Here is a 26274-nt window from a genome sequence, read left to right on the forward strand (position 1 = left end):
AACAATGCTATGGAAATTACATACGAATAAATACAGAGCTTACCCAAAAAGAGCGAGGTGATCTAGAAAGTCCCCGTTTCGGTTTCTAATTAAATCTAAAATAAAGACTTGAAACAAGTTTTCTCAAGTCTATATTTCTAAATACTATTGCATTTAGTTAGAGCCTTGGTGAAGCGAAGCAGAAGCCGGGGAAAGTTCCTACAGGAAATTACGGTTCCGCTTCTAAGGCTACACCATAGTATCAATGAACGAAAATCCACCCCTCAGTGTGCTCTTTAGAAAAAAATAAATCACTCATTGCGTAACCTACAACTGCCGCAAGTGTATCATTAAAATAAACCAAGGGAACTTGCTCTCTCAACCATGGTGGAACCCCCCACTCTTGGAATAATTTTTTTAGCCGTTTGGTCTGCCCATGCCAAAAAAACTCTTCTCCTCCTTGCCTAAAACGGACAAATATTTTGGTATTAGCAGGTATTACTAATCCATGGCTGCTTTTTTTTGCCAGTAAATTAATGCCAGTATTAGGTAGGATTAAGGGTAAGGGAAATGCAGACCATTCAACGCAGGAAGTTAAAGTGCTCACATTTTTTTTATCTAAATATAAATACTTCTGATAACGACGGATGATCACTTCCCCCCAACTCACTTCAGGAACTGCATCTTGACTGGCAAAAATTACTTCATCAATCAAACGTCGAAAAGTGGCAGCTGAAGGGAGTTGGACTTGATTATTCTTCAACCACACTCTTAGCACATTTGCAATACGATCCCGACTTAATTGATGTAATGGGGTAAGCAATAAAAAATCCCTTTCTAATGCCTCTTGGCTTTCTTCTACGACCATATCTTGCGCTGCAAGTACCTCTAGGTTACGTTTTGCTTGTTGGCAATGAAGCGCCGTTCTTGCAATATTACCCACAACTCCAGGCCATTTTTGTTGCAACTCAGGTATAATTTGTTGACGGAGGTAATTGCGAGAAAAGCTAATATCTTGGTTACTCTCATCGTCAATCCAGCTTAATTGATGTAACGCAGTATAATGCTGCAATTGCTCACGAGAATGGCTTAAAAAAGGTCTGGCAATCGCTCCTACTTCAAGTTGACTAAAATCAGTCATAGCAGCCAAACCGTCAATTCCGGCTCCGCGAAAAAGTTGTAAAAGTACGGTTTCTGCCTGATCGTCGAGATGATGTCCTAAAATCAAGCAATCTTGTTCTGCCATTAATGAAGAAAAAACTGCATAACGTGCAATACGTGCACCCTCTTCAACATTTGCAGAACGATCAAATTGAACTGACTGGGTAATGAAAGGAATTTCCAAATCATGACAAAACTGCTCGCAGTGAACTTGCCAAAGAGAGGCCTTGGCATTAATACCATGATTCACATGCACTGCGACTAATTTGGTCAGTAAAGTGGGGTGGGAAGCAAGAACATGCAAGAGCACTGTTGAATCAAGCCCACCACTAAAACCCACAACTAATTTATTAAAATGACTCAGGCGAGAAAACCACTCGGCACTTAATAAAGGTTTAATCACTTGCTCCCATTGCCATAAATTTTTGATATCGTTTTTCGACTAGCTGATCTAAAGATAATTTCTTTAAGTTGCGTAACTCACTCACTAAAAGATCCTTTAATCGAGCAGCCATCTCATCCACATTACGATGAGCGCCACCTAGCGGTTCAGGCACTACGAGATCAATTAATTTATTTTCGAAAATTTTATCTGCAGTTATTCTCATTGCACGTGCAGCTTCACTTGCTTTGGATGCATCCTTCCATAGAATTGAAGCACAACCCTCGGGAGAAATTACTGAATAAATGCCAAACTGGAGCATTAAAATACGATCTCCAACCCCAATCGCTAATGCACCTCCAGATCCTGCTTCTCCTGTAACCACACAAATGATGGGTGTCTTAAGACGTGACATAACAAATAGATTACGGGCAATTGCTTCAGATTGATTGCGTTCCTCGGCACCGATCCCTGGGTATGCTCCGGCGGTATCGATGAAAGTAAAAACAGGCAATTTGAATTTTTCAGCCATATTCATCAAACGTAGAGCCTTTCGATACTCCTCTGGACGCGCCATACCAAAATTACGGTACACTTTTTCTTTAGTACGTTTACCTTTCTGATGACCAAGGACCATTACAGGTTCACCATTTAAACGCGCCAAGCCCCCAATAATTGCAGGAGCTGAAGAACAGCTCCTGTCTCCATGGAGTTCCTGGAAATCAGTAAAAATACGTTCGATATAATCTGTTGTTTGTGGCCTTAGCGGATGTCTTGCCATTTGTGCCACTTGCCAAGGTTCTAAGTTTGAAAAAACTTGTGAAGTTAGCTCAGAACATTTTGCTTGAAGTCGCGCTATTTCATCACTTAAATTCACTTCGTTATCATGACCTATCATGCGAAGTGCTTCAATTTTTTGATTCAACTCTTCGATGGGTTGCTCAAAATCCAAAAATTGTCGGCTCATTGAATACTCTTTGGTGAATTAAATATCATGGTATATGATAACCTTAACCGACAATTGATGCCAGATTCAAACAAAGCATATGATCATTACTGGATTCAACCCTTTAAATACAGAAAACTGCGTCTTAAACGAAGCTCGAATTGACCTTTGGCAATTTTCTTTAACACATGAACTAAGAAATGCATATGAATTTTTAAATCGAGATGAGCAAGCGCGTGCCGAACGATTTTATTTTAGTAGACACAAACGCCGTTTTTCTACTGCTAGAGCAACTATGAGAATCATCTTAGCAAAATATCTAAATATTCCAGCGGAACATTTGGAATTTACCTATAATGATCACGGTAAGCCCGAGGTAATTAATGCAACAAAGTTGCAATTTAATATCAGCCATACTGGCGATTTGGCATTACTGGCAGTGGGAAAGAACTTCCCCATGGGTGTGGACATAGAACAATACTCCGCTCGGCCTTATGAAGGGATCGCAAAAAATTTATTTTCTGATCAAGAATATGAAGAGTTTATTAAAGTTCCACCTGCTCTAAAACCTGCCATTTTCTTTCATGTTTGGGCCCAAAAAGAAGCATTTATTAAAGCGTGTGGCTTAGGTCTTTCGTACCCAACCAAACATTTTAGTGTTCCCATCTCTATGCCAACCAAGCAATTGGTAGATGATCCCTTACATAACATAACTTGGCAATTACGCTCTTTTATGCCTGAAGTTGCCTGCAGTGGCGCATTATGCCATCACCCTACAGTAAGAGAAATCAGACATGGATTTATTCATCTACAAGAAAGTAACACTTTAATTTTTTAGGTTTAAACCAATGTACTTCACTTCTTCACAACTCAATTTATTACAGTTGCTTGGCGACGGAAACTGCCATAGTGGTTCTGAATTGGGAGCAACTATAGGTATTACCCGCTCGGCAATATGGAAACAAATTAATCAATTAATTGCGGCAGGAATTCCTATAAAAAGAATAAGACATCAAGGATATCAACTCACTAGCCCTCTGCTTTTATTAAATAAAGAACAAATTATGGAGCACCTTGAGTTACAAAAAAAAATGCCTCCATACAATGTACATGTGGTTACTTCTATTGATTCTACAAATCGCTATCTTAAAGATTTGCCTCCTACAAATACTGTAGATATTTGTTGTGCTGAAATTCAAACTCAAGGGAGAGGTCGATTTGGCCGCCACTGGCACTCGCCATTTGGCGAAAATATTTATTGCTCAAGTCGTTGGAATCTCAATTACGATTTGACCAAACTTTCAGGGTTAAGTTTGGTGACCAGTTTGGCAATAGCAGCAACGCTCAATGAATTAGATATCTCATCGAATATCAAAATTAAATGGCCAAATGATATTTTGTGGTTCCACAAAAAGTTATGCGGTAGCTTGATTGAAATATTGGCAGAATCCAATGGTAGTATTCAAGTTATCATCGGTATTGGTTTAAATGTTAATACGGATACACAAAACCACCCTCTTCCAGACAAACCCTGGTGCTCCTTATATGAAATAACCCAACAACACTTTGATCGTAATATTCTCATTGCAAAGCTGATTATCAATTTGGAACGTTATTTGAATAAATTTATTCACCATGACCTAAACTATTTTATGGATGAATGGAATAAATCGGATTATTTGTTTGGAAAAAATATAAAAGTCACACAATCTTTAGATACACTATCTGGAGTTGCTTGTGGAATTAATCCATTAGGACAATTAATACTGCAAGATGAAGGAGGAACTATGCATTTTCTTTCTTCAGGAGATACATCACTTCAGGAAAAATGATATGGAATTATTAAATGTGAGGATACAAATAAAAATTAAGGGTTCGTCCCGAGCATTTTCACATGCTCGGAACTGGATGAACTGCGAGGAAATCGATTTATACTGCTTCTTCAGACTCGTCTGATTGTTTTTCTTGTTGTATGCGTAAATAAATTTCTTCACGATGTACAGATACATCTTTAGGTGCATTAATACCTAAGCGAACTTGGTTACCTTTCACACCTAACACGGTAATATTAACATCATCACCAATAATTAAGGTTTCACCGATGCGCCGAGTCAAAATTAACATAAAAATCTCCCTAACAAAGCAGCTATCTATTCCTCCACAGAACGCTATCCATGGTATTCTTGATAGCCAAAAAAGACTAAGACAAAAAAATACTTGCTATACGAATTTAATTTTACACTGTGATTATTAACAGAGTATTAAGAAAACGGGTAAATTATCTCTTTTTACACGGTTTCGTGCAAAAATTTTTTCTCTAACTTCCCTTAAAACCAATTAAATTAGTAAATTGAAGATTAATTGCATACATACCTGTGACCCATTTATTTTAAATATATAAAGGATTATCCATCAAACAAAAATAATATTAGTGTCCATTTTGAACCAAAAGAGCAAAATATAGTCTAAAAAAATGATTGTCTGTAAGTCCGAAAAAACGAATTAATTAATTTTTCCTTGATGACCAGTCGCAAATTTCCTTCATTTAGGGATATACTTACCAAACATTATTAAACGGGAAATTTTGCATGTCCTTGAAGGCCATGTACAACGACATCGCTGAACACTATGCTATGGCTAATCGCTTTGGTGCAATTAGCCAGAGTCACCAAGTCGCAATTGAACAAATGAAGCGCTTTTATTTGGGAATGAAACCTCATTATAAAATTCTTGATTTGGGGGTTGGTGATGGTGCGTTTCTAAAAAAACTGCAACAAATTATGCCGCAGGCAGAATTCACTGGAATTGATGTATCTGCAGAGATGTTAAAACATGCTCGTGAAACATTACCCCTCATCACCATAGAAGGTAGTGCTGCACAAGCCAGTAAATTCTTACCACCCCATAGCCAAGATTTAATTTTGGCTCATTTTATTAATGCTTATATTCCGATTAAAGTTTTATTTAACGAAGCCAAACTACTTACTCGAGCAAATGGTCATTTTTCAATGATTACCACAACCTATGATTCATTTCCGGTCGCTCAACAACGTCTAGCAGAATTTATTACAGAGGACTCCATATTAAGCAGTGTTGTGGGTCATTATTATAAATCTATTGTAAAAAATACCACAGTGGCTGCAAATAATAATGAATTGATGCACGCATTCAAGCACCACCAATTTGAAGTCATCGCTCATCAACGTCTAGAAATACCCATAACATTAAACACGATTGATGAATTAGCCCTTTTCGGTATAGAGGGAACATGGTTTCTTAATACTTTATCCATAAGAATGCTGCCAAAAATTTTTTTGATTCAAAGACTTAAGCGTCTATTTAGCAAAATATTCACTTTTCCTTATCACGATACTCACATAATTGATGTCGTTCTTGCTAGAAAATGATAATCTGATAATTATCTTTGGGTAGTGAGGTAGGAAAAATGATTTCTCAAGAAGTGAAGAATTATTTACCTGAATTGGCTCTCCGACAAAAACAAGCCAATAACATCATATTTATTACCTTCTGGAGCCAATTCTCTGTCTATGCACTGAACACCATCTTAGTTTTGTTTTTAACCCGCCCTGTATGGTCTCAAGGTCTAGGGTATAGCCAAGCCAAAGCCTATGCTTTTATTGGAGTAGCCCATGCCATGGGTTATTTGATGCCCATGTTAGGTGGGTATATGGCTGACACGGTAGTGGGAATTAGGAGATCCATACTTCTTGGAAGTATCTTATTAGCGCTTGCCTATTTACTGATTATGCTTAGTGGCTACACAGTCAGTTCTCTAGGAGATACTTTTTTTATTGCTGCATATGCATTTATTCCTGCCACTAACTCTCTTTTAATGGGAACTTCTTCAAGCATGGTCTCGCATATTTATTCAGATGATGCCATTAAGGCAAAATCAGCGATGACATACTACTACATAGCAATTAATGTGGGGGCACTGTTAGCTACTTTAATAGCCCCATTACTCTTTGAAAGTCGCTATGGACCGCTTTCTATTCTGACTTTGACTTTCGTAGGAAAATCGATCGCTGCTTTAAATTTTGCTAAGCGCTATTCCATTTATGAAAATGTCATTTGGGGTAAAGACCAATCTAAATTTTCCAAGTCAGGCATAGTTCGTTTAATTGCTTATATAGCCACTATCTATACTCTCACTTTATTTGCCTATTCTCATGTTTACATTGCCAGCACAATTATCGCCACCGGATGTGGTATAGGAATTGTATGGTTTTTAAGAAAAACGTTAACTCTTCATGGTATTGTTCGTGACAAACAAATGGTTGCGTTGCTGCTCATTGTTGAAGCCGTTGTTTTTTTTGTTATTTATAACCAAATGAATAGTACATTAATTTTATTTGCTGAAAATAATTCCGACCATAATTTATTTGGTTTAACCGTTTCACCAGCTCATTATCAAATATTAAATCCACTACTTATCTTAGCTATTGGCAGTCAACTACCGCGTTTCTATAAAATATTTCCACACTTTACCATTCCCTATCAATTTGCAGCAGGTACGGCGCTTGCAGGAATTGCTCTTTTAGTGATGTCCTGCGCGGCTTCGACAACTACCACCGGCATAATTAATGGCAACTATATTGCTTTAACTTATATCCTCATTTCTATTGCAGAATTATGGGTCAGTGCGATCGGCTTAAGCATGGTAGGTTTATATTGTGATAAACACTCAATTGCCTTTGCCATGGGTGTGTGGTACCTCGCCAGTTCTTTAGCACATGCTATATCGGGAAGAATTGCTGCATGGGTAGCTATTCCTAATACCATCCATTCACCTATTGAAAGTCTTCCTTATTATCAAAACTATTATTTGGTTCTAGGTCTCTGTGCTATGGGACTAGGGATTATGATGTATCTTTTCGCCTATTTTTTGCAAAAAATAATGAACAAACGCGGCGTTATTTTAGGTTAGAGTGCAGAGCAGCTATTAAACGATTCAAATATATCCTTCAGGTGCCAAGCAGAAACTTGGCGCTCTACACAAAACAGCGTCCCTCTTACATTCTTCCTATGCCTTTAACATTTATTTAAATAAATACGTCCTTTGTTTTTACTATAAAAATATAAAGATAGGCTTGCTTGTTAAGTACGTAATTCGTACCATGTTTTTTTTAACTAGAGTGCATTCATATGAAGATTTATTTTCGAGATATTACATTCGAGGGACATCCACTAGTTTGGGAATTGAATGAAAAAACCAATCAAGCCACATGCTTATTGTATTGCATCAAAAAGGACAATGAAGTTCAATTTTTACCTAAAATGTCTCTTGAACTATTTAAGAAATTTTCGGGGATTACCCATGACAAGGGTGAAATTATCATTAAAGACGTTAAAACTTTCGGCCAGCCCTACCAAAGCGTCGATCATCTTTACGAAATAAAGGATAAAATCACTGCTCCTAAAGCCACTATTACAAGACAAAAAAGTTCTTTTTTCCTGCAACAAAAAAATAAGTTGCAAGACGAAGCTTCCACCTCTAAACCTCTCAAACGCAGCTTAAGTTTAAGCAATACAAACCATCCTCTTTTTACTCATATTACTTTGGATGAATTGATAAAAAATGATGAATCTACGTGTGCTTTATGGGGTGATACTGTTGCTTATGAGAATTATTTTGAAAAAAAGACCAGCACTGACGCTAAAGCTCGAGGCGCAAAATTCTTAAAGTCTTCAATGGCATTCAACGTTATGGTGCAGTATGAAAAAAATCGTCATCTTTATCCTTTAAAATCAAAAGTGATTAAAGAAATACGTGCTTTATTAGAGGTGCTTGATCCAATCTATACAAATTGGTATTCGGACAAAAATGTTCAGGTGAACAGAGAGTTGATTTTTCATTATTTTCAAAATGCAGTATTAGAAGCGATGCTCAATGGTAATCTCAATAACAAGCCGACAGAGTTTGAAACCAAAGAACCACCAAAATTGAATGCGGCACTACGAAAATATGCAATAGAAAAAGCTCGCTCTTTGCGTGCCGAATTAATGTTAATGAAGTTTAATATATTAATTAACCCAGAATTACCTCCTGAGCTTGCACTGAGTGAGAAAGAAGTACACACTCTAACCGAAATCACTTCCTTACGCGAATTTGTACTCAAACAGCCTAAAGAAATCCTAGAAGGCATAAGTGCACAATTAAATAAGATTGCTCAATTGATTATTGAGTCGGGAATGGTTGAAGAATCCTATACGGAATTAAGCACACAATTAAATGATTCATTAAGTATTAATGCACCTGTGATCATGAATTTCCACTCATTCAAAACACTAATACAAACTCTCTTGGAGCAGCAACTAACCAATAGTAGCAGTAAAAAAGAATTAAAAAATGAAAAAGAATTAATACCCGAAATTGTTACTCAAGTAACCATAGAAACAATAACCCAAATCTCTAAAATTCTTAACTCAACACATGGTCAATATATCGCTCAATTATACACGATAGATAGAAATTTTTACTTATGTAAGGAGTGGGCTGATAAATTAGCTGTTGAATTGGCAGATGTTAAACTCAAGCATCCTAAAGATGAGAAAAAAGTAATGGCTTATAGTCAGATGATTGCTAATAAAGTTGTGGTTTTCTTGCAACATCAATTGCAAAAATATCAACCTCCTCAAGATGAAGAGTCAAACACCGACTCTTTGTCCATTAAGTTATAAAGAAATTTACTTTTATAAACACATGGAACCTGGGAAAAATTCTTTTCCCGGGTTTCAACTCCCCCCGAGCAAAATATGGAGTTAATTATCTAAACCTAAATTATCTTGTTTAAATATTCGGTCTGCTCGATAACTTGAACGCACTAAAGGCCCGGAAGCTACTTCAAAAAAGCCTTTCTTTAATCCTATCTGCCTCAATTCAGCAAAGGTTTCGGGAGTCACGTACCGCGCAATGGGTAAATGATTTCTTGTTGGTTGCAAATATTGCCCCAGCGTAAGAATATCTACATTATGGACACGCAAGTCATCCATTGTTTGGATAACTTCTTCATCCGTTTCACCTAAACCTAGCATCAAGCTAGTTTTGGTCAAAACGTCAGGTCTGTAGCGTTTAGCAAATGAAAGAACATTTAATGTTTGTGCATATCCGGCTCTATTGTCTCGTACTGGATGAGTCAAACGTTCTACTGTTTCAACATTTTGTGCAAATACATCGACACCACTATCCAATAATACGGCAATATCTTTTTCTACTCCTTGAAAATCAGGAGTTAATGCTTCCACTTTAGTTTTAGGAGAGCGTCGTTTAATCGCACGGATAGTTTGCGCATAATGATGGGCGCCACCATCTGATAAATCATCTCTGTTTACGGAAGTTAACACGACATAATCTAAATTCATTAAGGCAACTGTATTGGCTGTATTTTCTGGTTCTTGCAAATCCAACCAACCATGAGGATTCCCAGTGTCTACTGCGCAAAAACGACAGGCACGTGTGCACACAGCTCCCATTAACATAATTGTAGCAGTACCATGCGACCAACATTCAGCAATATTAGGACACTTTGCTTCCTCGCAAACAGTCGCTAAACGATGTTTTTGCACCTGCTCTTTTACTTGATGATATTCAGGAGTAGTATGATTTACCACGCGCAGCCATTTAGGTTTCGGTAAACGCTCATAGATTAGCCCTGTTGGTTTTACTCCGTCTTTAATTGCTGTTACCCCGTGAGATGTTTTATATTTTTTTCCACTCTCTACGACCACGGGAATATTAATGGGCTTGCTCATGTTATCACCTGAAAAACAAAGGTAGTGCTCAGCTTCTTCTTCTGAAGGGTCGAATTGGCGCATCTTGCACGCAAATTCAACCATTCGAGTAAACATTCGAATGGGAACCAGAGCTATTACAAACAAAGAAAGATGATAATCCCAAATCATCTAACTAAGATCAAGTCAAATTTAAAAAGTTACCAATAATCATTAAGATAAATAAAAGCACAATTGAGATTCCCAAATTCGACAATACGAAGGGATAGACCACTAAACTAACAGCGATAGCAAGCAAAAATAATAACCCAATAGTGGCTAGTCTTGTTCTTGAAGCGGCAAAGCGTTTGATCCGGCACAAGAGAAAATAAATAAGTAAAATCAGCAGTAGAGGTAGTATGTATACTCCTTGATACAGCAATTGATACATACTGGCTTGCCCACTGGGTAAATGCTGATCATTCAACCATTGTTCAAAGATTGTAGACCAATTCATCACACAGGTTTGCTGATATATAGTAGTAATTAGCCCTAGGAAAAAGGCTAATACAAAATACAAAGTTTTAGGATACTGTTTTTTATAATATTGCCTAACAAAGTAAATAGTCATCAAGCCTAATAGTACTGCAGGTATACGCATCCAGGGCAACAATTCAAAAAAAGCACTGGGGTACACTTGTTGAAAATAGTGGACTATAGCTACAGAAGAGGCAAACAAAAACGCTGCAGTAATCTGACTTTTCCTTTGTGTCTCAATTAAAAGAAAAGCTAGAAATCCTGCAAAACAAAAAAAGGCGCAAGGAGCAAAGGAGTCCATAAGCGCAATGGTAGTTGTAAATTGAAGCCTTGACGGTTTTTCTACTATTCCTGTAATAAATCGATTTGCATTGGCCAAATGACGCAAAGTATTAACCGTTTCAATAGTTAATTCACCTTTATGTTCAATTTGCTTCTTACAATAGTTAATCGCTTGCAACAAATCTTTTCCAGTGGTATCTGCTGAAGCAAAACCAACCCAACGCGAATTACAAAAAAAGATTGATGGAACAGCAAAATCGTCCATTTGCTGTGCGCTCAATAATTGATAAAAACGACCTAATGAGTCTTTATCCTGATTAATATAATATCGTTGAACCTGTAAATCCGGATATTTTTTTTCCATTTCATGGAAAAAAGCATCAGCCTTTTGACAGTGGGGACAGGTGGTCGACAGAAACATTTCTACCTTTATGATCGCTTTATGATCTGTGATCGAATACCATGTGGGCAAAGGTTGAGCAGCCCACCCTGTAGCGCAAACAATAAAGAGCATTATGAGCAATTTGAAAGCAATTTTCATAGGATTCGGAGGTGCATTAAAAGGATACTATATCATCCTAAAAAACTCTGTTAATAGGTATGAATGTAATTTTCTAATTGTTCTATCACTCTAGCCTTATCTTCTAATAGATGATAAAGCAAATCACCTATTGATAAAATAGCGACCAACTCATCATTTTCATCACGAATTAACACATGTCTTCTTTTAGTGGCGGTCATAGCTTGCATTGCTTTTTCTACAACATCGTTAGGGCTAAGTATCGTTATATCTCTATGCACCACATCGTCAACCGTTCCTGTGTCGAGATCAATGCATTTGTGCAAGCAAGAACGAACTATGTCTCGCTCACTTACGATACCTACTAATTGATTGTCGTTATCTACTACAACTAAGGCACCGATATCTAATTCCGTCATCATATTAATGCATTTTCTTACAGAATCTTCTGGATGGATAAAAATAATTTTTCGCTTCGGTACTGGTAAGGCATTATGGATTAGGTCAGCCATTTTATTCTCCATTTGAACATACTTAACCTATTTTATAAATATAGTACAAATGGAGAGCTTTAAAGACTATTGTCGGACAATTATATGATTTTCTACACCACGTACACCAGGTACCTGGCGCGCTATTTGTTCTGCAGTATCACTGAGTCTTATTTTTTTAACGTATCCAGTTAAAATTACAACATCTTGTCTTGTTTGAACATGCACTTGCGACACAGCAAGATCATCATTACGCATTAAAGCTTCTTGTACAGTTTGTGTTAAATCCGCGCCTGGAGCAGCCATAGGTGAAAACGACCTAAATATATTAGGAGTTGCTTGGTTCGACTGACAACCAACCAAAGAAAATAAAACAAAAACCACCAAGATATTTAGTACGTACTTTTGCATAAAGGTCTCCAATATTAATTCATAACGGTACTGTGATACTTCATGTAGTTGTTAACATCTAGCTAAAGTTCTCAGCAACAAGAAACCATTGCTCAAACTAAACAAAGTCAACCTATAAAAGAGTCCTGAATTACAGGATTACAACTCATGACAACATCCACAAGTATGTGGATAGTATGTACTTTAACTGATTAATATACAAATAAATATCCAAGAGACTATACAATTTTATAACAAAACGGTGATGAAAAACTGAAACCATGTAAAAATGTTTAGATGGTTGCGCATAATAGAAAAACAGTCACATAAAATATAGAAATAAAAGAGTCAACTAAGCTCTGACTTTAAAGTAAACGAATCCGATATTGCCAAATCAGGAAAAAGCTCATTGTAGATTGCCTGACATGATTGACTAGTGAGACAATTGAGTTGTGGTTGAGCTCACCACCTAAAATAGATAAACATTACCTAACGCTCCGGGAAAATATGTGTTACAAAAATGAATGATATTTAAATTGAGTAAACAAATATGGATAAAGACTATTATAAAATAATGGGAGTAAGTGAGGATGCCTCTGATAAAGACATTAAGATGGCATATCGAAAATTGGCTCGGAAATATCATCCTGATATAAGTAAAGAGCCAAACGCAGAAGAGCGCTTTAAAGAAATGGGAGAAGCCTACGAGGTTTTAAGAGACCCAGTGAAAAAAGCAGAGTATGATAATTATCGAAGAAATAAAGCGTTTCATCAGCAAGGAGGATCAACGCATTGGCGACCGGAAGAATCCGAACATTACTACAGTGGCCAATTTAATGAGGACTTATTTGAAAATTTATTTGGGCATTCTCGCTATCGCCAACAACCGATGGCCGGACAAGATTATCATGGAAAAATAAATATCAGCCTGGAAAATGCATTTAAAGGAACGCTGACAAACATACAAATTCCTATGACAAACGGATCAGAAGTCACCATGCAAACCCTAAAAGTGAAAATACCTCCAGGAGTCAAATCGGGCCAACAAATTCGGCTTGCAGGACAAGGAGCCCCAGGAATTCATGGGGGCCCACGCGGTGATATTTATTTAACGATACAAATTGAGAAACATCCACTCTTTGATCTAATGGATGGTGATATCTACCTCACACTCCCTATTACTCCATGGGAGGCGGCGTTGGGTGCAACTGTGGTCGTTCCTACATTAGGAGGAAAAATCGATTTAAAAATACCTCCTGGCTCTCAAGGGGGGCAAAAGTTAAGACTTAAAAATCGTGGGTTACCTGGAAAAACACCTGGACACCAATACGTACTTTTAAAAATTATTACCCCACCAGCAACCACTGAAGCTGCTACAGAGCTCTATAAAAAAATGGAGCAAGTAATGCCTTTTAATCCACGTGACAAAATAGGAGTATAAGCATGAAACAAGACAATACAATTATTGGCGTGCTTATTGAAGAAACAATGACGATATCATTTGATGAAGTATGTCAAAAATATCAGATACCTGAAGAATTGTTACATGAAATGGTTGAGTACGGTTTATTTTCTACAGAAACCACAAAAACAGAGCACCTGAAGTTAAATCCGAACGATCTCCGAAAAATTGAGTCGGCATTTCGCCTCCATCAGGATTTGGGAATTAATCTTCCGGGGGTAGCCCTTGCACTGGACTTATTAGAAAAAATAGATCAATTAAACGAAGAGCTTAACATTTTACGTAAACATTTTTGATTGTTTGATTGATAGTATTAGCTTGTAGCCTGGTTGGAACCAGGTTACAGGCTCAATCAATAACATTTTTTTAGTTATAGATTTAACTCCTTAATCTAACTAGTTTTTCTGCAATTTTATGTTTTTTATGTCTAAAGTAAAAAAATTCCTCGAGCACATATTGCTACACATTGTGATATGGTAATACAATGGCAAAAGGATACCTTTTAATTAAGCAAAACCTATGCGCCCTTTGTTTATAATTTTAATTGTTTCCCTGGTCGTTTTACAGCATAAGCTGTGGCTGGGCGATGGAAATTTAATTCAATGGCAAAATCTTGAAAAAAAACTGGTTGTTCACGAACAAGAAAACAATAAACTGGCAACACGAAATCGAGCGCTTGAAGCAGATATTAGAGAATTAAAAGGTGGCGAGCAAGCTCTGGAAGAACAAGCACGCTATGAACTTGGAATGGTAAAAGGGACAGAAGTCTATTATCAATTTGTAGACTGATCATTCTCCGTTAGGCACTTAGTAATTCAAGATATTCAGGTGGTTGTTTGTCCCAAAGACTTAGCACAAATCCCCCTCCTCCAGAACCTGTTGGTTTTACAGCCAAGGCTCCTTCAGCAGTTAATCGATTCATATGTTGCTGCAAACTCTCGCTAACTAAGTTCCATTGATAAAAACAATCTGCCGCTTTATTAATTGCTTGCGATAAAGAAGGGATTGCATCTGTTCCCCCCAGTTCTAAAGCATTTCTAGCTTCCTCAACTGCTACAACCATTTGTGCATCGATTTGCTCAGCTAATGTAGGATTTTTAGTCCATAAATCCTGGACCTGATGAATACAATGTGAGGTAATTCCGATTTGCTTACAGGAAGATAAAAAAAATTGAGGACGAATTTTTTGCTGAAGTGGTATAATTTTTCCCAATTTGAAATAAACCCCTCCCTCAGTAGCGACGCCTGCAACATCGAGCCCACTACTTTTTCCATGGAACAAATGTTCTAGTTCTTTTGCAAAATCATTACATTGACTTTGTTCTATCATTTTTTGCGCACAAAACCAGCGACTCATTGCCACACAAAGAGCTGCTGAAGCCCCCATTCCGGCTCCTACAGGAATTGTGCTATCTAAATGAAAATAACCACCTAATTGATTTAAAGAACGTCCCAATAATTGCATGCCATGTTCCAATACACTCCAAAACAAAAGCTGCATATCAGCACCACTAGTTCCCGTATAATCTGCCCCTAAAGAAGTTGCATTAGCAGAATAAGTTAAGGTTAACTTTTTTTCCTTGATCGGAAATACAAGAGCTGGATGTCCCCGTACTACAGCATGTTCACCTGCTAAAATCCATTTGCCAAACGTTGTGGTTTCAAAATCACAGAACATCATAATTGCCTATTAAATAATCACGTTTAAATTCACGTGCCAATTCTGATTGGTTAGAACGATACAACAAATGAATATTTGGTCCTGCATCCATAGTCACTATAGGTCCATCACCTTTTTTATGCCAAAAATTCTCTAAATGACGCAATAAATCAATGCAATTTTCAGTCATGTAGGAAAAAGGTTGCTCGCACGTATTAAATAACCGGTGCATATCTTGAAATTCACGCCAACAGATTTGGTAGGCCGAAGTCCAATCTTGGCTCATCAATGCGTCTAATAAAAGCTTTAAGTTCTCTTTTGCTCTTTGACTACGTGTTTCATAAAAAGGACTAGTCTTTACTCGTTGATGTGCTTCACTGGAGGGAACTTCCTTCTTCTTACTACTAATAATCACCCCTTGATAAATTAACTCTGGGTAAGGTAAATCTACTGCTTTAACTTCATGATCATCCCATAAAGCCCAGGGAGAATAAAAAGAGCGACAGGATGATCCTGAGCCTAAACGGCTTAATTGTGCTTGTTCATCAACAGACGGCGTGGGTTTATTAGTTAATTCGCTCAAAGCGATCACAGCACAGCGAGTTAATGCCGCGAAGCTTGAAGCAGAGCTCGCCATTCCACTACTGTGAGGAAAATTATTACAAGACTGTACTAAGAACCCACCATCATAGCCAAAATATGCTTTTATGCGAGCGAGATGATCAAGAAACCTTTTCTGTCCTTCTGCTGAAAGAACAAAATTGTCAATTCCGCCAGGTATAAGCAATGGTTCCCAAATGTCTTTTTTCGAACTTGCTTTTTCAAGTCGAACTGTGCTTTTAAGTTCATTTAACGTATAAGACAACGAAGGATTATCAGGACTATTAGAACTATCATCCTTTTTTCCCATATATTTGATCAAAGCAATATTAGCTGGGGCATGAGCTAGCCAATACATAATTTCTCCTTGGGATCCATAAACTATTTCAATAGAGCCAGGTATGGCCTATAAGCGGTAACTCAAAAAATTTTCAATAGAAAAACCCGGGTTACGGTGTGCCTCACCCAGGCTACAAATACAAATTTCTGAGTTACATTTTCATTTAATTATATTGTACGTAATTTTGAATTAGCCAATTGTGCTGTTGGGGTACCAGGATAAGCTCTTACAACTTGTTGTAGAAACTTCTTAGCCTCTTGTTTGTCACCTCGTTCAGCGTAGGCATAGCCAACCTTTAACATGCTCGCAGCCGATTTACTTGAAGTGGGAAATTGTTGTAGTACAACGTTAAAATGCTCTATGGCTTGAGAATAATCTTTTTTAACTAAGTAAAGCTCGCCTAGCCAATATTGTGCATTAGCAGTGTAACCACCTCTTGGATATTTTTGTGCGAATAAATTCATTGCACTCAAAGCATCATCATATCGTTTATTTTTTACCAATTCATATGCAGCTAAATAGCTAATTTGTTCATCCGCAGGGTTTGCTCTGGAAGCAGTAGATACAGGTACGGTAACAGGCGTAGTAACCGCTTTATTTGCTTGTACATCAGGAACAGATACAGTTTTCTTAGGTGCAACGGGTTCCTTAGAGCCCACTGAAAGATCCAATGAAGGTTTATTTGAAGAGGCTTTCGCAGAAGTGGTCCCACTTAAACGTGAATCCAAATCCTTATAAAAAGCGACTTGCTGTTGCTGTAATAACTTCAAATCATGAGCCTGTACTTCTAATTGTCCACGCAGTTCTTGGATTTCTTGTTGTAAACTTTGGATTTTGTCAATCAGCTTGGCACTATCAGTAATATTATTATTTGAATCATTTGCTTGATCATCTTTAGCAAGCGCAGGTTCATCATCGGTTTGAGAATGATCTATTGTGTAATTCTCGTTACGAGCGATTTCAAACTGACCATTATCAATTTGTGGTTCATCATACTTAGGGCCAACAGACGTTTCATACGCCTGTTGGTCAATCATTGCAAAATTTTCACTGTCATCAACCACAGGTGCCACGGACCAACTGGTCAAAGGTAGCAGAAAAATAAAACCTGTAGCGATAAGGTGTTTTTTGCAATTTATCATCTTGTTGCCTCATAAGTAAATTCAACGCGTCGATTTTGTGCATGTGACGCATCATCATGTCCTAAATTAATTGGACGCTCTTTACCGTAACTCACAACACGCATTTGTTGTCTATTAACACCGGCCATACGTAAAATGTCAGCTACAGTATTTGCGCGACGCTCACCAAGAGCTACGTTATATTCACGACTACCTCGTTCGTCAGTATGTCCAGCAATTAACACACGAGCACCTGGATGAGTCTTCAAGTATTCTGCCTGAGCATTGACGGAGGGTAAATACTTGGGAGCTAAGTTACTATCATCATAAGAGAACAGGTACAATTGATTATGAGGTGCCTTGGTTGTATAAGATTCACCTGGTTCTTGACCCGCAAAATGAGTGAACTGTCCTAAACCTTGAGCAGAAGCTTCGGCATCAGTAACTCCTACGCCATCTGCACTACCTGGTGTTTTGGAGCACGCAGCAACTAAAACAGCACTCGCTACAAGCAGACCTAATTTACATAATGATCCGGCTTTCATCCTCAATCTCCTCGTTCTTTTTATTATTAACAAATTTCAAAGTTCCCATATAGGGTTCATGGGGGCACATTGTACAATTCTTTTTATTTTTTGGCTACACTAACTAATTAAACCAATTTCATCTTAATTCATGACCAGGTGCAGCGTATGAATCTTCTAGCTTGCTAAAAGCCGCCTGCTTTATCCTAAGGTCCGTCCCTGTTCGCGGTCTTCTCCAGAAGATCTGCCCTAAAACATTGACTAAGCGGGCAGCAAGGGAGTGGAACCCGGTCTTGAGAACTTTTTGTTCAAACCTTGGATTCCATTATGCTAACCAGATTACGACGTAATTTACTGGAAACGAATTGATTAATGTTCAATATGAGATACTACAAAATGTGCTAAGATCGCAGTAAATTGTTGTGTTGCTCTATTGGCTGCGATTACACCTCCGTAAGGTGTATCACTAGGGCATGGAATTTGTAAATTGATAATTTTTGAAGCCAGTACTTTGTTATCACTTACATGGGTTAAAACCATTTTGGCTGAAAACTCCAGGACACTTGGTTTTTTAAGAAAATTTTGTTCAAGCGCCAACAATTGGGTATCTAATCGGTAATTTACACCTAAGGTATAGGCATTCGATGTAACCGCTTTAAATAGGTTGGTTCGTTGCAAGCTTTGCAGGATTAAAGGATAAAGCATATCTGCGGGTGGATTTACCCATGCATTTTTTGCAAACGGTGCCAATTCATAAGGTTTTTTACTATAGAGCATCTGCTCTGTTTGATATCCGGCAGCGGCATCCGGTGGCGTAACCAATAAAGTAATTGGCATCGGTTCTTTCACCAACTGTTTCGAACTGTATGCATTCAATTGATACTGATTTTTTACAGAGACTTTAACAGGTGAGCATGCACTTAGTAATGCTGTACTCAAGCCCACGAGAAACACGGTCAACTTTTTCATCTTTATTCTCCAGGCCCAGGTTTTGGCGGTTTAGTTCCACGAATAACCACAGCAGGGTTTTGGCGCATTTCACTACTTACCTTTTCCAAGTTTGCAGAAATTGCATTCAATCTTCGTAATAAGATGACCGCTGGTGGGAGCGCTTCTTGAGAAATTTTATCAATAGCATTTTTTCCTGTACCCATAGTTTTTGATACACTGTTCCCAGCTTTACTCAAACTTTCCGCCATTGTATTAAATTTAGCTATTCCTATTCTTAATTCCTCAAGCATATGCGGGAAATCACGACTTGTTTTGGCAAGATTATCCATCAAAACATTAACATTCTTCCCGTTACTTGCAAGATCTTTAGAAAAATGATCAATATTAGTTAAAATATGCCGTACATGTTTTGCATTTTCTTCATTAAATATGCGTTTTGCTTCAGTACTTACCGAGTCTACGTCCTCGGAAACCTTTTTTAAAATACCATCCAATTGAGTAAAAACAGAAGGTTTTGAAGGGATAACTGGATAAGGCTCACCTGGCATTTTTTGGATTGGAGTCAGATCAGAAGTGCTTGCGCTCAAACCGATATAGGTAACTCCAGTGATCCCTTGGGAATTTAACGTGGCGTATGTACTTGTTGTAATAGGTGTCCCTTCTTCGATATCCAACAAGATTTCAACTTGTCTTGGATCGCTTTGGTTTAATTTTATTACTTTAACATGCCCCACTTGTACTCCATTGTATTTCACAGGAGCATCCTGGGTCAGTCCAGATGCCGCTTCATGCATGAAAATGGTATACGTTATATATTTTTTTTGATTAAAACCAACAGACAACCACAGCATTGTAGCTACTAAACCTACCAGCAATATAAGTACGACTACACCTACGATCGTGTAATTGGTTTTCGCTTCCAAGTATTCTGTCTCCAGTTACGCTTAGTGCCTTTCATACAATTAATGTTGGGAGGCTCTAGATTACATTTTACTGAAATAACCAGCAATTATTTTATTCTTATTTTTCATTAAATCTTTAATCGGCTCAACACTTAAAATTTTCCCATCACCAATAAAGGCCACGCGATCGGTCGTCCGCTTTAAAGATTCTATATCATGACTCACCATGACTATAGTAAGTTTTAAAGAATCTCTTAAAAAAATAATCAATTCATCGAAAAGCCTAGCACTAAGTGGGTCTAGTCCTGTAGTCGGCTCATCTAAAAACAACAATTCCGGATCCATTGCGATGGCACGGGCAGCTGCTGCCCTTCTTTGCATTCCCCCACTCAATTCTGATGGCAATTTGCCTGCGGCTTCTTTAGGTAACCCCACTAAAGCAATTTTTAACAAAGCCAATTCATACATGAATTGAGGATCAAGACTAGTGAATTCTCGCATAGGAAACATAACGTTTTCTATAACATTCATTGATGAAAATAATGCGCTATGCTGAAAAAGCATCCCCCAGCGACGCCGAAGCAAGAAGGATTGCTCCATATCGAGATGACTAATGTCTTGGCCAAATATTTTGATTGTACCGGCTGTAGGCTTCAGTAACATGAGTAGACTGCGTAATATGGTTGTTTTTCCGCTTCCTGAACCACCAATAATGGCTAAAATTTCGCCTTTTTCCACGGTCAAATTTACATCAGAGTGTACCCATTGACCACCGAGGCAATTCTTTAGTCCTTTAATTTCAATAATGGATTCACTCATTTATAAATGCATCCGACTGTAAATGACTGAATAAATCGCGTCAGCAATTATTATTAAAAATAATGCTTGCACTACGCTTTTGGTAGTTTGGCTCCCAATATTTTTTTCCGTACCTGCCTCCACTCTGAATCCCTGAAAACAACCAACTAGCGCAATCAACATTGCAAAAGCGGGTGCTTTATATAAACCTAAATTCAATTGTGAAAGTCCCACAGAATCTTTCAATCGTTGCAAGAAATCGATGAAGGTAATGCCCAGCATGTTATTAGCCATTATCATCGCACCTAAAATACTAAAAACATCAGACCAAAAAATCAATAAAGGGAATGCGAGCAATAAGCCAATAACTTTAGGAAGGACTAATAATTCCGTGGGAGAAAGTCCCATAGTTAAAAGTGCATCCACTTCTTCATTCAGTTTCATACTGCCAATTTGTGCGGTAAATGCAGAACTTGTACGCCCAGCAACAATAATAGCTGTAATCAAAGGCGCAAACTCCCGAAAAATAGCCATCCCTGATAAATAAGCAATGAAGCTGTTCGCTCCATAAGTTTGTAATTGCAATCCCATTTGATAGGCCAAAACGACACCAATTAAAAAAGAAAGCAAAGCAAGGATGGGTAATGCAGTAACACCCGTAGCATGTACATTTGCGATAATGCTTGGTAATTGAAATCGTCGCCAATTACCAAATGCTTCGAATAATTTAGTAGCCAAATCACCAATTAAAGCGACAAAACCATCTGCTTGTCGGAATTTATTCTCTGATTCTTTACCTAATTGATAAAGTAGATTTTTTTTATCGGGGGCAGGAATATGATAATCTAAAACATCTTTTTTTGATTTAATTAAATCAATGAGTTGTTGTTGGGTTTCGCTAAAATCAGACAGCTGAACTTGATTTCCTCGTTGTTCGAGCAGGTCAATGCATTTAATTAAAGTTAAAGCGCCTGCACTATCAAAACCACTGATGCTTTCGCCGTTAATAATCACTTTTTGTTTTTTGGGTAATTCCTGTTCTTGGAACTGTGATAATAAATTCCCAATTCTCAAAACAGACCAGTGACCTGTACAGTGAACTCTGGCAAGTTCCTTATCGAACGTGATTTGCGCGCTGTTTTGTACCATAGTCGTATTTATTGAGAAATAGCTTCAAGAATAATAGAAATATTCAGGAAGAGCAAAAACAATAAAACATGGTAACACAATAATATATTATTGGGGAGGTAAAAAAGGAACCTGAGTCAAGGTAATTAACTCAGGCAATCATTGTTAGAAATTAAACTATGCCTTTAGAGAACTAATTGAATTATTTAGTTCGGTAACTTTCTTGCCTCCATCGGCAAGAGGTTTAAACAGTGATAATTTAGGCAAATGCACTGAGGAACCTGCGCGATCCAATCCGGTATTAATAAGATTCACGAGATCATCCAAAAATTTTTCCCACCATCCACGATGTGTCCGTAATGTTTTTACAGAGCTTTTCTCATCGCCTAGAACCTCTTGGCTTTTTGATTTAAAAGTAACTAAATCACCATCACGGAGATATGTGTCTTTTAAGGCACTTATTTGGTTATAAATACTTGTTGCGGCTTGTGCAGCTTGTCGATATTTAGATGCTTCTTTATAATTTTTTTGTTCTTTATATTTTTTTTCTTTTGCTTGATATATACCCAACTTAGTATAAATAGCCCTTAATTTTACATCGACATCAAAAAGCTGAATGTTTCGTTGTCTCATGATTCTATAATCAACACTAGTTACTTGGGGCAGCTTATTATCACTTAAAGTTTTTTTATGTTGCTGATGATCTTCTGAAATTAAAAATGTAACGGCTTTTTTATTCTGATCTGCTATGCTAGATTTCTCTTTTTCTATTTTCGTCTTTTGTATGCCTTTAAGTGGCGATTTAGTCTGAGTGGAGAGAAGAGCTCCTCCTTTATCTTTCTCGAGAGAAACCTCGATTTTATGCTCATTCAGTTGAGGAGGATGTTTTTTTCCAGGCTCTGCTAATGAAGTCGAATTTAGACTTGAATTTTTTTCTACGACAGCAGATACCATTTCAGGTTGATCACTACTTGTTGGAATGATTTCAGTTCGAGCCTCTTGTGCGAACCGTTTTCTTAAATTCTTGATCAATTCATCGATTTCTGCATCCAGTTTTTTGATCTCTCCTTGGTGGAAAACAGTCAAATTTGTAGTACTTCTGCCCTTCTGTTTATCATTAAATTTCTTTAGAAATCGCTCCAAAGCTTCAAGAGAGTTGCATTTTTTCAATTGCCCGATAAGTGTTTCCCTTATGCTTTTTGCCCAGGTAAACGACTCCATTTCTCTCGATTTCCCCATAACTTCTCCAACAGTTGAATCTAATTAAGTGCGCTTAATTTACACTTCATGCAAAAAAAACACCAGGGGAATTCAATAAAAAAAGGAGCAATTATAAAAAGTTACTTTACTGAAACAAAAATTCCTATTGTTTCATAAAATAAATTACTTCTTAAGGAACAGACCAACTACATGAGGTGATCATGTACCCAAGAACCTAAAAACAAAATCCTATATAAGCTACGATTTTCGAGTAGTTTGCGGTCCTATTTTATGATAAAATTGCTTTTATTTTTTTCAAGACACTAAATTCAGGTATGCAAGAAAATTACAGCCAATTTGAACAACGCAAACATGGCATTACAAAAACTTGCGTTAATGCCGGCTACTCAAAGGAGAAAGCATGCCTTTAACTTCTAATACTGATGAGCTATTCCGTGGATTTTCAAAACTTTCTAGAGAAGAACGTTTTAAGCGCTTGTTAGCCTTAGGGGCAATCACCACTGAAGACATTGCATTTCTTAAAAATGGTGGCGTAAAGGATTTAAATTTAGCAGATAAACTGATTGAAAACGTCATTGGTTATTTTCAACTACCTTTAGGTGTAGCAACTAATTTTAACATTAACGGCCAAGACTATGTGATTCCAATGGCTGTTGAAGAAACTTCAATTATTGCCGCCCTATCAAAATCTGCCAAATGGATCAGACAATGTGGCGAAATAAAGACCTGGGTTCAAGGTGAGTGCATTATAGGTCAAATTCAATTAGCCAACGTAAAAGATTTCTCTAAATTTTCACAAATTTTTCATGAAAACCGTGCTTATCTCATCAGTAAAGCCAATAAAGATGTTGCTGAAAACATGGTAAAACGCGGCGGCGGCGTCATGGATTTGCAATTACGCCAACTCAAAAGAGAAGATAATCAAGATATGGCTGTCATTCACTTAACCATGAATAGCTGTGATGCCATGGGTGCCAACATTATTAATCAAGTTCTTGAATATTTGAAAACACCTATAGAGCAGTTAACTGGTGAAGAAGTCACTATGTGTATTTTATCCAATTTGAATGATCAAAAGTTAACAACCGCTCAAGTCACAATCCATACCATCGACCCAGTACTTGGTCAAAAACTGCAAGAAGCATCCCTTTTTGCAGAAATGGATCCTTATCGAGCCGCTACCCACAATAAAGGGGTAATGAATGGCATCGATCCTGTTTTGATTGCAACAGGTAATGACTGGCGTGCAGTAGAGGCTGGGGTACATGCTTATGCGGCTCGTGATGGCCAATATCGAGCAATTACCCGTTGGCGTTATCATGATGGAATACTTACTGGACAACTCACAGCTCCAATTATTGTAGGAACTATAGGGGGGGTTACTTCACTGCACCCTACTGCAAAAATGTGTTTACGAATGATGAATATTTCTTCAGCGAATGAATTAGCTCAAGTAATTGCAGCTGTAGGCCTAGTCCAAAATCTAGGTGCAATTAAAGCCTTATGTACTGAAGGTATTATTCAGGGCCATATGAAATTACATATTGATAATTTGCTCTTGGCTGCAGGAGCCAATGAAAATGAAATGCCTGTACTCAAAGAACATTTACAAAAATGGCTGGATTTGCATAAAAGAATTAGCCTTAACAATGCTCATGATTTACTGGCCAAAATCAGACAAACACCAATTGCCGTATGAAATGGTTAATCCCAGCAAAAACTTTTCTATTAGGTGAATATGCTGCCGTAGCTCAAGCTTCAGCATTTCTCATCACCACTGCCCCCTGCTTCGAGCTTACGTTTACAAAACAAGAAAATCACTCGGGAATTCACCCAGAATCTCCAGCTGGGCTTTGGTGGCAGCAACAAAACTTAGAACAAAATCTTGTCTGGAAGGATCCTTATGCAGGCCGAGGTGGTTTAGGGGCCTCGAGTGCACAATTTTTGGCAAGCTATTTGGCAGGTTGCTTCATAAAAAACACTATACCCAATTTAGACCAAATGCTTAAGGCATACTATGCATCATCATGGACTGGGAAAGGATTAAGGCCAAGTGGTTATGACGTAATGGCACAATCTCAACAAGGCTGCGTTTACATTAATAAGCAACACAATATAATGAAATCCTACGACTGGCCCTTTCATGATTTGTCTTTCTTTCTCATTCATACTGGCGTAAAACTTGCTACTCATCATCATTTACAGGCCACTGACTTACCCGATCAGATTGATTATTTGTCACTTTTAGTTGATGAGGCAAAACAGGCATTCGAACATACTAATTCCCAAAAATTGATTAGGACGATCAATCTCTATCATCAAAAACTCGCCGAGTTAAATTTGGTTGCAGAACATAGCCTAAAAATTATAAGTGAATTTAAACAGGAGCCGGAGATACTCGCAATCAAAGGTTGTGGCGCTTTAGGAGCTGATGTTTTATTACTCATTAGTGCAACCAAAAATGCGCAATCCCTTGCCAATAAATTAAAAATGCATCATTGGACTGTATTGGCTACAGAAAAAAATATTTATGTTCATGCTCCATTAATTAAATAATCTATTTTTTATAATGCCAATTTTGCCTAAAAAAAATATTTGTGCCCTTTAAAATAACAAAAATTTAAGAAACATTATAAAAAGACTTGAAATTCTGTGCTAATACGGTATTATTCCAGCCTCTTTAGGGCCGTTAGCTCAGGTGGTAGAGCAGGAGGCTTTTAACCTCTGTGTCATAGGTTCGAATCCTATACGGCCCACCAGTTTTAGAGTACAGTTTAAAAAATATTTTGCCTTAAGGGCCGTTAGCTCAGGTGGTAGAGCAGGAGGCTTTTAACCTCTGTGTCATAGGTTCGAATCCTATACGGCCCACCATTCTGGTTACCAGCATACAATATCAACCAGAACCTAATATGGCAAAATATTAAACCCATACCTTATTGCGCTCGTAGCTCAGCTGGATAGAGTACTTGGCTTCGAACCAAGGTGTCGGGGGTTCGAGTCCCTCCGAGCGCGCCATTTAAAACAAGCACTTAGCTCTAGTTCATGTCCAAAAAACCAAGTTACTGTGACCAAAACGTGTCTAAACACGTTCCGCCGCAGCTCTGAGATGTGCGCATACCCATACCGCAACACCATTTCATAATAAGAC

At 37.7% G+C, this 26274-nt stretch carries 26 protein-coding genes and 3 tRNA genes; 13 read left to right on the top strand and 16 right to left on the bottom strand.

Going from position 1 to position 26274, the window contains the following annotated elements; genetic code table 11:
- Positions 1-241 precede the first annotated feature (241 nt).
- The gene (gene tilS / locus HBNCFIEN_RS10775; RefSeq protein ID WP_182391090.1) at positions 242-1543 is read right to left on the bottom strand and encodes a tRNA lysidine(34) synthetase TilS; all 1302 of its coding nucleotides are present in this window, start codon (positions 1541-1543) and stop codon (positions 242-244) included.
- Complete coding sequence (locus HBNCFIEN_RS10780) at positions 1536-2489, bottom strand: acetyl-CoA carboxylase carboxyltransferase subunit alpha (RefSeq protein WP_182391091.1); 954 nt, start codon at positions 2487-2489, stop codon at positions 1536-1538. Before HBNCFIEN_RS10780 ends, tilS begins: the two co-directional genes overlap by 8 nt.
- Before the next feature lie 79 nt (positions 2490-2568).
- Here HBNCFIEN_RS10780 and HBNCFIEN_RS10785 point away from each other — a divergent pair, with 79 nt between their 5' ends.
- Together HBNCFIEN_RS10785 and HBNCFIEN_RS10790 are read left to right on the top strand one after the other, a co-directional pair.
- Complete coding sequence (locus HBNCFIEN_RS10785; protein WP_182391092.1) at positions 2569-3306, top strand: 4'-phosphopantetheinyl transferase superfamily protein; 738 nt, start codon at positions 2569-2571, stop codon at positions 3304-3306.
- Positions 3307-3316: 10 nt separating this feature from the next.
- Positions 3317-4300 carry a biotin--[acetyl-CoA-carboxylase] ligase gene (locus HBNCFIEN_RS10790; protein ID WP_182391093.1) on the top strand — a complete coding sequence of 328 codons (984 nt, stop codon included), beginning with the start codon at positions 3317-3319 and terminating at the stop codon, positions 4298-4300.
- A 97-nt stretch (positions 4301-4397) separates the two neighbouring features.
- On the opposite strand, the gene csrA is transcribed toward HBNCFIEN_RS10790, so the two are convergent.
- Entirely contained in the window at positions 4398-4592 is a 195-nt protein-coding gene (gene csrA, locus HBNCFIEN_RS10795; protein ID WP_010654169.1) for a carbon storage regulator CsrA, read from the bottom strand.
- 464 nt (positions 4593-5056) lie between these two features.
- On the opposite strand from csrA, the gene HBNCFIEN_RS10800 reads away from it, so the two are divergent.
- The 3 genes from HBNCFIEN_RS10800 (at position 5057) to HBNCFIEN_RS10810 (ending at position 9170) form a co-directional block, all read left to right on the top strand.
- Positions 5057-5875, top strand: a complete 819-nt coding sequence (locus HBNCFIEN_RS10800) for a class I SAM-dependent methyltransferase (RefSeq protein WP_182391094.1) — start codon at positions 5057-5059, stop codon at positions 5873-5875.
- A 38-nt stretch (positions 5876-5913) separates the two neighbouring features.
- On the top strand, positions 5914-7416 hold the full coding sequence (locus tag HBNCFIEN_RS10805) for a peptide MFS transporter (protein WP_182391095.1): 1503 nt from the start codon (positions 5914-5916) through the stop codon (positions 7414-7416).
- A 218-nt stretch (positions 7417-7634) separates the two neighbouring features.
- Positions 7635-9170, top strand: a complete 1536-nt coding sequence (locus HBNCFIEN_RS10810) for a hypothetical protein (protein ID WP_182391096.1) — start codon at positions 7635-7637, stop codon at positions 9168-9170.
- Positions 9171-9251: 81 nt separating this feature from the next.
- Here HBNCFIEN_RS10810 and lipA read toward each other — a convergent pair whose 3' ends face one another.
- From lipA to HBNCFIEN_RS10830, 4 genes are all read right to left on the bottom strand, one after another.
- Entirely contained in the window at positions 9252-10241 is a 990-nt protein-coding gene (gene lipA, locus HBNCFIEN_RS10815; protein ID WP_182393682.1) for a lipoyl synthase, read from the bottom strand.
- 160 nt (positions 10242-10401) lie between these two features.
- Complete coding sequence (locus tag HBNCFIEN_RS10820; protein WP_182391097.1) at positions 10402-11559, bottom strand: thioredoxin family protein; 1158 nt, start codon at positions 11557-11559, stop codon at positions 10402-10404.
- 50 nt (positions 11560-11609) lie between these two features.
- Complete coding sequence (locus HBNCFIEN_RS10825) at positions 11610-12050, bottom strand: CBS domain-containing protein (RefSeq protein WP_182391098.1); 441 nt, start codon at positions 12048-12050, stop codon at positions 11610-11612.
- A 66-nt stretch (positions 12051-12116) separates the two neighbouring features.
- Positions 12117-12440, bottom strand: coding sequence for a BON domain-containing protein (locus HBNCFIEN_RS10830; protein ID WP_182391099.1), 324 nt, complete (start codon positions 12438-12440; stop codon positions 12117-12119).
- Between the two features lie 529 nt (positions 12441-12969).
- On the opposite strand from HBNCFIEN_RS10830, the gene HBNCFIEN_RS10835 reads away from it, so the two are divergent.
- The 3 genes from HBNCFIEN_RS10835 (at position 12970) to ftsB (ending at position 14670) form a co-directional block, all read left to right on the top strand.
- Positions 12970-13860: a DnaJ C-terminal domain-containing protein gene (locus HBNCFIEN_RS10835; RefSeq protein ID WP_182391100.1), complete on the top strand. Its 891-nt coding sequence runs from the start codon at positions 12970-12972 to the stop codon at positions 13858-13860.
- A gap of 2 nt (positions 13861-13862) precedes the next feature.
- The gene (locus HBNCFIEN_RS10840) at positions 13863-14177 is read left to right on the top strand and encodes a chaperone modulator CbpM (protein ID WP_182391101.1); all 315 of its coding nucleotides are present in this window, start codon (positions 13863-13865) and stop codon (positions 14175-14177) included.
- Positions 14178-14400: 223 nt separating this feature from the next.
- Positions 14401-14670 carry a cell division protein FtsB gene (ftsB, locus tag HBNCFIEN_RS10845; protein WP_182391102.1) on the top strand — a complete coding sequence of 90 codons (270 nt, stop codon included), beginning with the start codon at positions 14401-14403 and terminating at the stop codon, positions 14668-14670.
- 10 nt (positions 14671-14680) lie between these two features.
- On the opposite strand, the gene HBNCFIEN_RS10850 is transcribed toward ftsB, so the two are convergent.
- From HBNCFIEN_RS10850 to HBNCFIEN_RS10890, 9 genes are all read right to left on the bottom strand, one after another.
- Positions 14681-15559 (bottom strand): mevalonate kinase, encoded by an 879-nt coding sequence (locus HBNCFIEN_RS10850; protein ID WP_182393683.1) that lies wholly within the window; start codon positions 15557-15559, stop codon positions 14681-14683.
- Positions 15549-16499, bottom strand: coding sequence for a diphosphomevalonate/mevalonate 3,5-bisphosphate decarboxylase family protein (locus tag HBNCFIEN_RS10855; protein WP_182391103.1), 951 nt, complete (start codon positions 16497-16499; stop codon positions 15549-15551). The genes HBNCFIEN_RS10850 and HBNCFIEN_RS10855 overlap by 11 nt, the downstream gene beginning before the upstream one ends.
- 149 nt (positions 16500-16648) lie before the next feature.
- Complete coding sequence (ybgF, locus tag HBNCFIEN_RS10860; protein ID WP_182391104.1) at positions 16649-17623, bottom strand: tol-pal system protein YbgF; 975 nt, start codon at positions 17621-17623, stop codon at positions 16649-16651.
- Positions 17620-18147: a peptidoglycan-associated lipoprotein Pal gene (gene pal / locus HBNCFIEN_RS10865; RefSeq protein ID WP_182391105.1), complete on the bottom strand. Its 528-nt coding sequence runs from the start codon at positions 18145-18147 to the stop codon at positions 17620-17622. Before pal ends, ybgF begins: the two co-directional genes overlap by 4 nt.
- Positions 18148-18495: 348 nt before the next feature.
- Positions 18496-19095 (bottom strand): ABC-type transport auxiliary lipoprotein family protein, encoded by a 600-nt coding sequence (locus HBNCFIEN_RS10870; RefSeq protein ID WP_182391106.1) that lies wholly within the window; start codon positions 19093-19095, stop codon positions 18496-18498.
- A gap of 2 nt (positions 19096-19097) precedes the next feature.
- Positions 19098-20000: an MlaD family protein gene (locus HBNCFIEN_RS10875; RefSeq protein WP_182391107.1), complete on the bottom strand. Its 903-nt coding sequence runs from the start codon at positions 19998-20000 to the stop codon at positions 19098-19100.
- Between the two features lie 60 nt (positions 20001-20060).
- Positions 20061-20798 carry an ABC transporter ATP-binding protein gene (locus tag HBNCFIEN_RS10880; protein ID WP_182391108.1) on the bottom strand — a complete coding sequence of 246 codons (738 nt, stop codon included), beginning with the start codon at positions 20796-20798 and terminating at the stop codon, positions 20061-20063.
- Positions 20799-21926 carry an ABC transporter permease gene (locus tag HBNCFIEN_RS10885; RefSeq protein ID WP_182391109.1) on the bottom strand — a complete coding sequence of 376 codons (1128 nt, stop codon included), beginning with the start codon at positions 21924-21926 and terminating at the stop codon, positions 20799-20801.
- A gap of 156 nt (positions 21927-22082) precedes the next feature.
- The gene (locus HBNCFIEN_RS10890; protein ID WP_182391110.1) at positions 22083-23144 is read right to left on the bottom strand and encodes a hypothetical protein; all 1062 of its coding nucleotides are present in this window, start codon (positions 23142-23144) and stop codon (positions 22083-22085) included.
- Positions 23145-23526: 382 nt separating this feature from the next.
- Here HBNCFIEN_RS10890 and HBNCFIEN_RS10895 point away from each other — a divergent pair, with 382 nt between their 5' ends.
- From HBNCFIEN_RS10895 to HBNCFIEN_RS10915, 5 genes are all read left to right on the top strand, one after another.
- A complete protein-coding gene (locus HBNCFIEN_RS10895) occupies positions 23527-24825 on the top strand; it encodes a hydroxymethylglutaryl-CoA reductase, degradative (RefSeq protein ID WP_182391111.1) in 1299 nt (432 codons plus the stop codon).
- Complete coding sequence (locus tag HBNCFIEN_RS10900) at positions 24822-25682, top strand: hypothetical protein (protein ID WP_182391112.1); 861 nt, start codon at positions 24822-24824, stop codon at positions 25680-25682. Before HBNCFIEN_RS10895 ends, HBNCFIEN_RS10900 begins: the two co-directional genes overlap by 4 nt.
- A 127-nt stretch (positions 25683-25809) precedes the next feature.
- Positions 25810-25885 (top strand) — tRNA-Lys (locus tag HBNCFIEN_RS10905).
- Positions 25886-25921: 36 nt separating this feature from the next.
- Positions 25922-25997 (top strand) — tRNA-Lys (locus tag HBNCFIEN_RS10910).
- Between the two features lie 67 nt (positions 25998-26064).
- Positions 26065-26141 (top strand) — tRNA-Arg (locus HBNCFIEN_RS10915).
- Positions 26142-26274 lie beyond the last annotated feature (133 nt).

It is taken from the genome of Legionella sp. PC997, from assembly GCF_014109825.1.
Lineage (GTDB): Bacteria > Pseudomonadota > Gammaproteobacteria > Legionellales > Legionellaceae > Legionella.

What these genes read in the sequence shown, in the direction of transcription:
- HBNCFIEN_RS10780 (WP_182391091.1), bottom strand. Translation starts at nt 2,489, where the DNA reads ATGAGCCGACAATTTTTGGATTTTGAGCAACCCATCGAAGAGTTGAAT.
- HBNCFIEN_RS10785 (WP_182391092.1), top strand. Translation starts at nt 2,569, where the DNA reads ATGATCATTACTGGATTCAACCCTTTAAATACAGAAAACTGCGTCTTA.
- HBNCFIEN_RS10790 (WP_182391093.1), top strand. Translation starts at nt 3,317, where the DNA reads ATGTACTTCACTTCTTCACAACTCAATTTATTACAGTTGCTTGGCGAC.
- csrA (WP_010654169.1), bottom strand. Translation starts at nt 4,592, where the DNA reads ATGTTAATTTTGACTCGGCGCATCGGTGAAACCTTAATTATTGGTGAT.
- HBNCFIEN_RS10800 (WP_182391094.1), top strand. Translation starts at nt 5,057, where the DNA reads ATGTCCTTGAAGGCCATGTACAACGACATCGCTGAACACTATGCTATG.
- HBNCFIEN_RS10805 (WP_182391095.1), top strand. Translation starts at nt 5,914, where the DNA reads ATGATTTCTCAAGAAGTGAAGAATTATTTACCTGAATTGGCTCTCCGA.
- HBNCFIEN_RS10810 (WP_182391096.1), top strand. Translation starts at nt 7,635, where the DNA reads ATGAAGATTTATTTTCGAGATATTACATTCGAGGGACATCCACTAGTT.
- lipA (WP_182393682.1), bottom strand. Translation starts at nt 10,241, where the DNA reads ATGAGCAAGCCCATTAATATTCCCGTGGTCGTAGAGAGTGGAAAAAAA.
- HBNCFIEN_RS10820 (WP_182391097.1), bottom strand. Translation starts at nt 11,559, where the DNA reads ATGAAAATTGCTTTCAAATTGCTCATAATGCTCTTTATTGTTTGCGCT.
- HBNCFIEN_RS10825 (WP_182391098.1), bottom strand. Translation starts at nt 12,050, where the DNA reads ATGGCTGACCTAATCCATAATGCCTTACCAGTACCGAAGCGAAAAATT.
- HBNCFIEN_RS10830 (WP_182391099.1), bottom strand. Translation starts at nt 12,440, where the DNA reads ATGCAAAAGTACGTACTAAATATCTTGGTGGTTTTTGTTTTATTTTCT.
- HBNCFIEN_RS10835 (WP_182391100.1), top strand. Translation starts at nt 12,970, where the DNA reads ATGGATAAAGACTATTATAAAATAATGGGAGTAAGTGAGGATGCCTCT.
- HBNCFIEN_RS10840 (WP_182391101.1), top strand. Translation starts at nt 13,863, where the DNA reads ATGAAACAAGACAATACAATTATTGGCGTGCTTATTGAAGAAACAATG.
- ftsB (WP_182391102.1), top strand. Translation starts at nt 14,401, where the DNA reads ATGCGCCCTTTGTTTATAATTTTAATTGTTTCCCTGGTCGTTTTACAG.
- HBNCFIEN_RS10850 (WP_182393683.1), bottom strand. Translation starts at nt 15,559, where the DNA reads ATGTTCTGTGATTTTGAAACCACAACGTTTGGCAAATGGATTTTAGCA.
- HBNCFIEN_RS10855 (WP_182391103.1), bottom strand. Translation starts at nt 16,499, where the DNA reads ATGTATTGGCTAGCTCATGCCCCAGCTAATATTGCTTTGATCAAATAT.
- ybgF (WP_182391104.1), bottom strand. Translation starts at nt 17,623, where the DNA reads ATGATAAATTGCAAAAAACACCTTATCGCTACAGGTTTTATTTTTCTG.
- pal (WP_182391105.1), bottom strand. Translation starts at nt 18,147, where the DNA reads ATGAAAGCCGGATCATTATGTAAATTAGGTCTGCTTGTAGCGAGTGCT.
- HBNCFIEN_RS10870 (WP_182391106.1), bottom strand. Translation starts at nt 19,095, where the DNA reads ATGAAAAAGTTGACCGTGTTTCTCGTGGGCTTGAGTACAGCATTACTA.
- HBNCFIEN_RS10880 (WP_182391108.1), bottom strand. Translation starts at nt 20,798, where the DNA reads ATGAGTGAATCCATTATTGAAATTAAAGGACTAAAGAATTGCCTCGGT.
- HBNCFIEN_RS10885 (WP_182391109.1), bottom strand. Translation starts at nt 21,926, where the DNA reads ATGGTACAAAACAGCGCGCAAATCACGTTCGATAAGGAACTTGCCAGA.
- HBNCFIEN_RS10890 (WP_182391110.1), bottom strand. Translation starts at nt 23,144, where the DNA reads ATGGGGAAATCGAGAGAAATGGAGTCGTTTACCTGGGCAAAAAGCATA.
- HBNCFIEN_RS10895 (WP_182391111.1), top strand. Translation starts at nt 23,527, where the DNA reads ATGCCTTTAACTTCTAATACTGATGAGCTATTCCGTGGATTTTCAAAA.
- HBNCFIEN_RS10900 (WP_182391112.1), top strand. Translation starts at nt 24,822, where the DNA reads ATGAAATGGTTAATCCCAGCAAAAACTTTTCTATTAGGTGAATATGCT.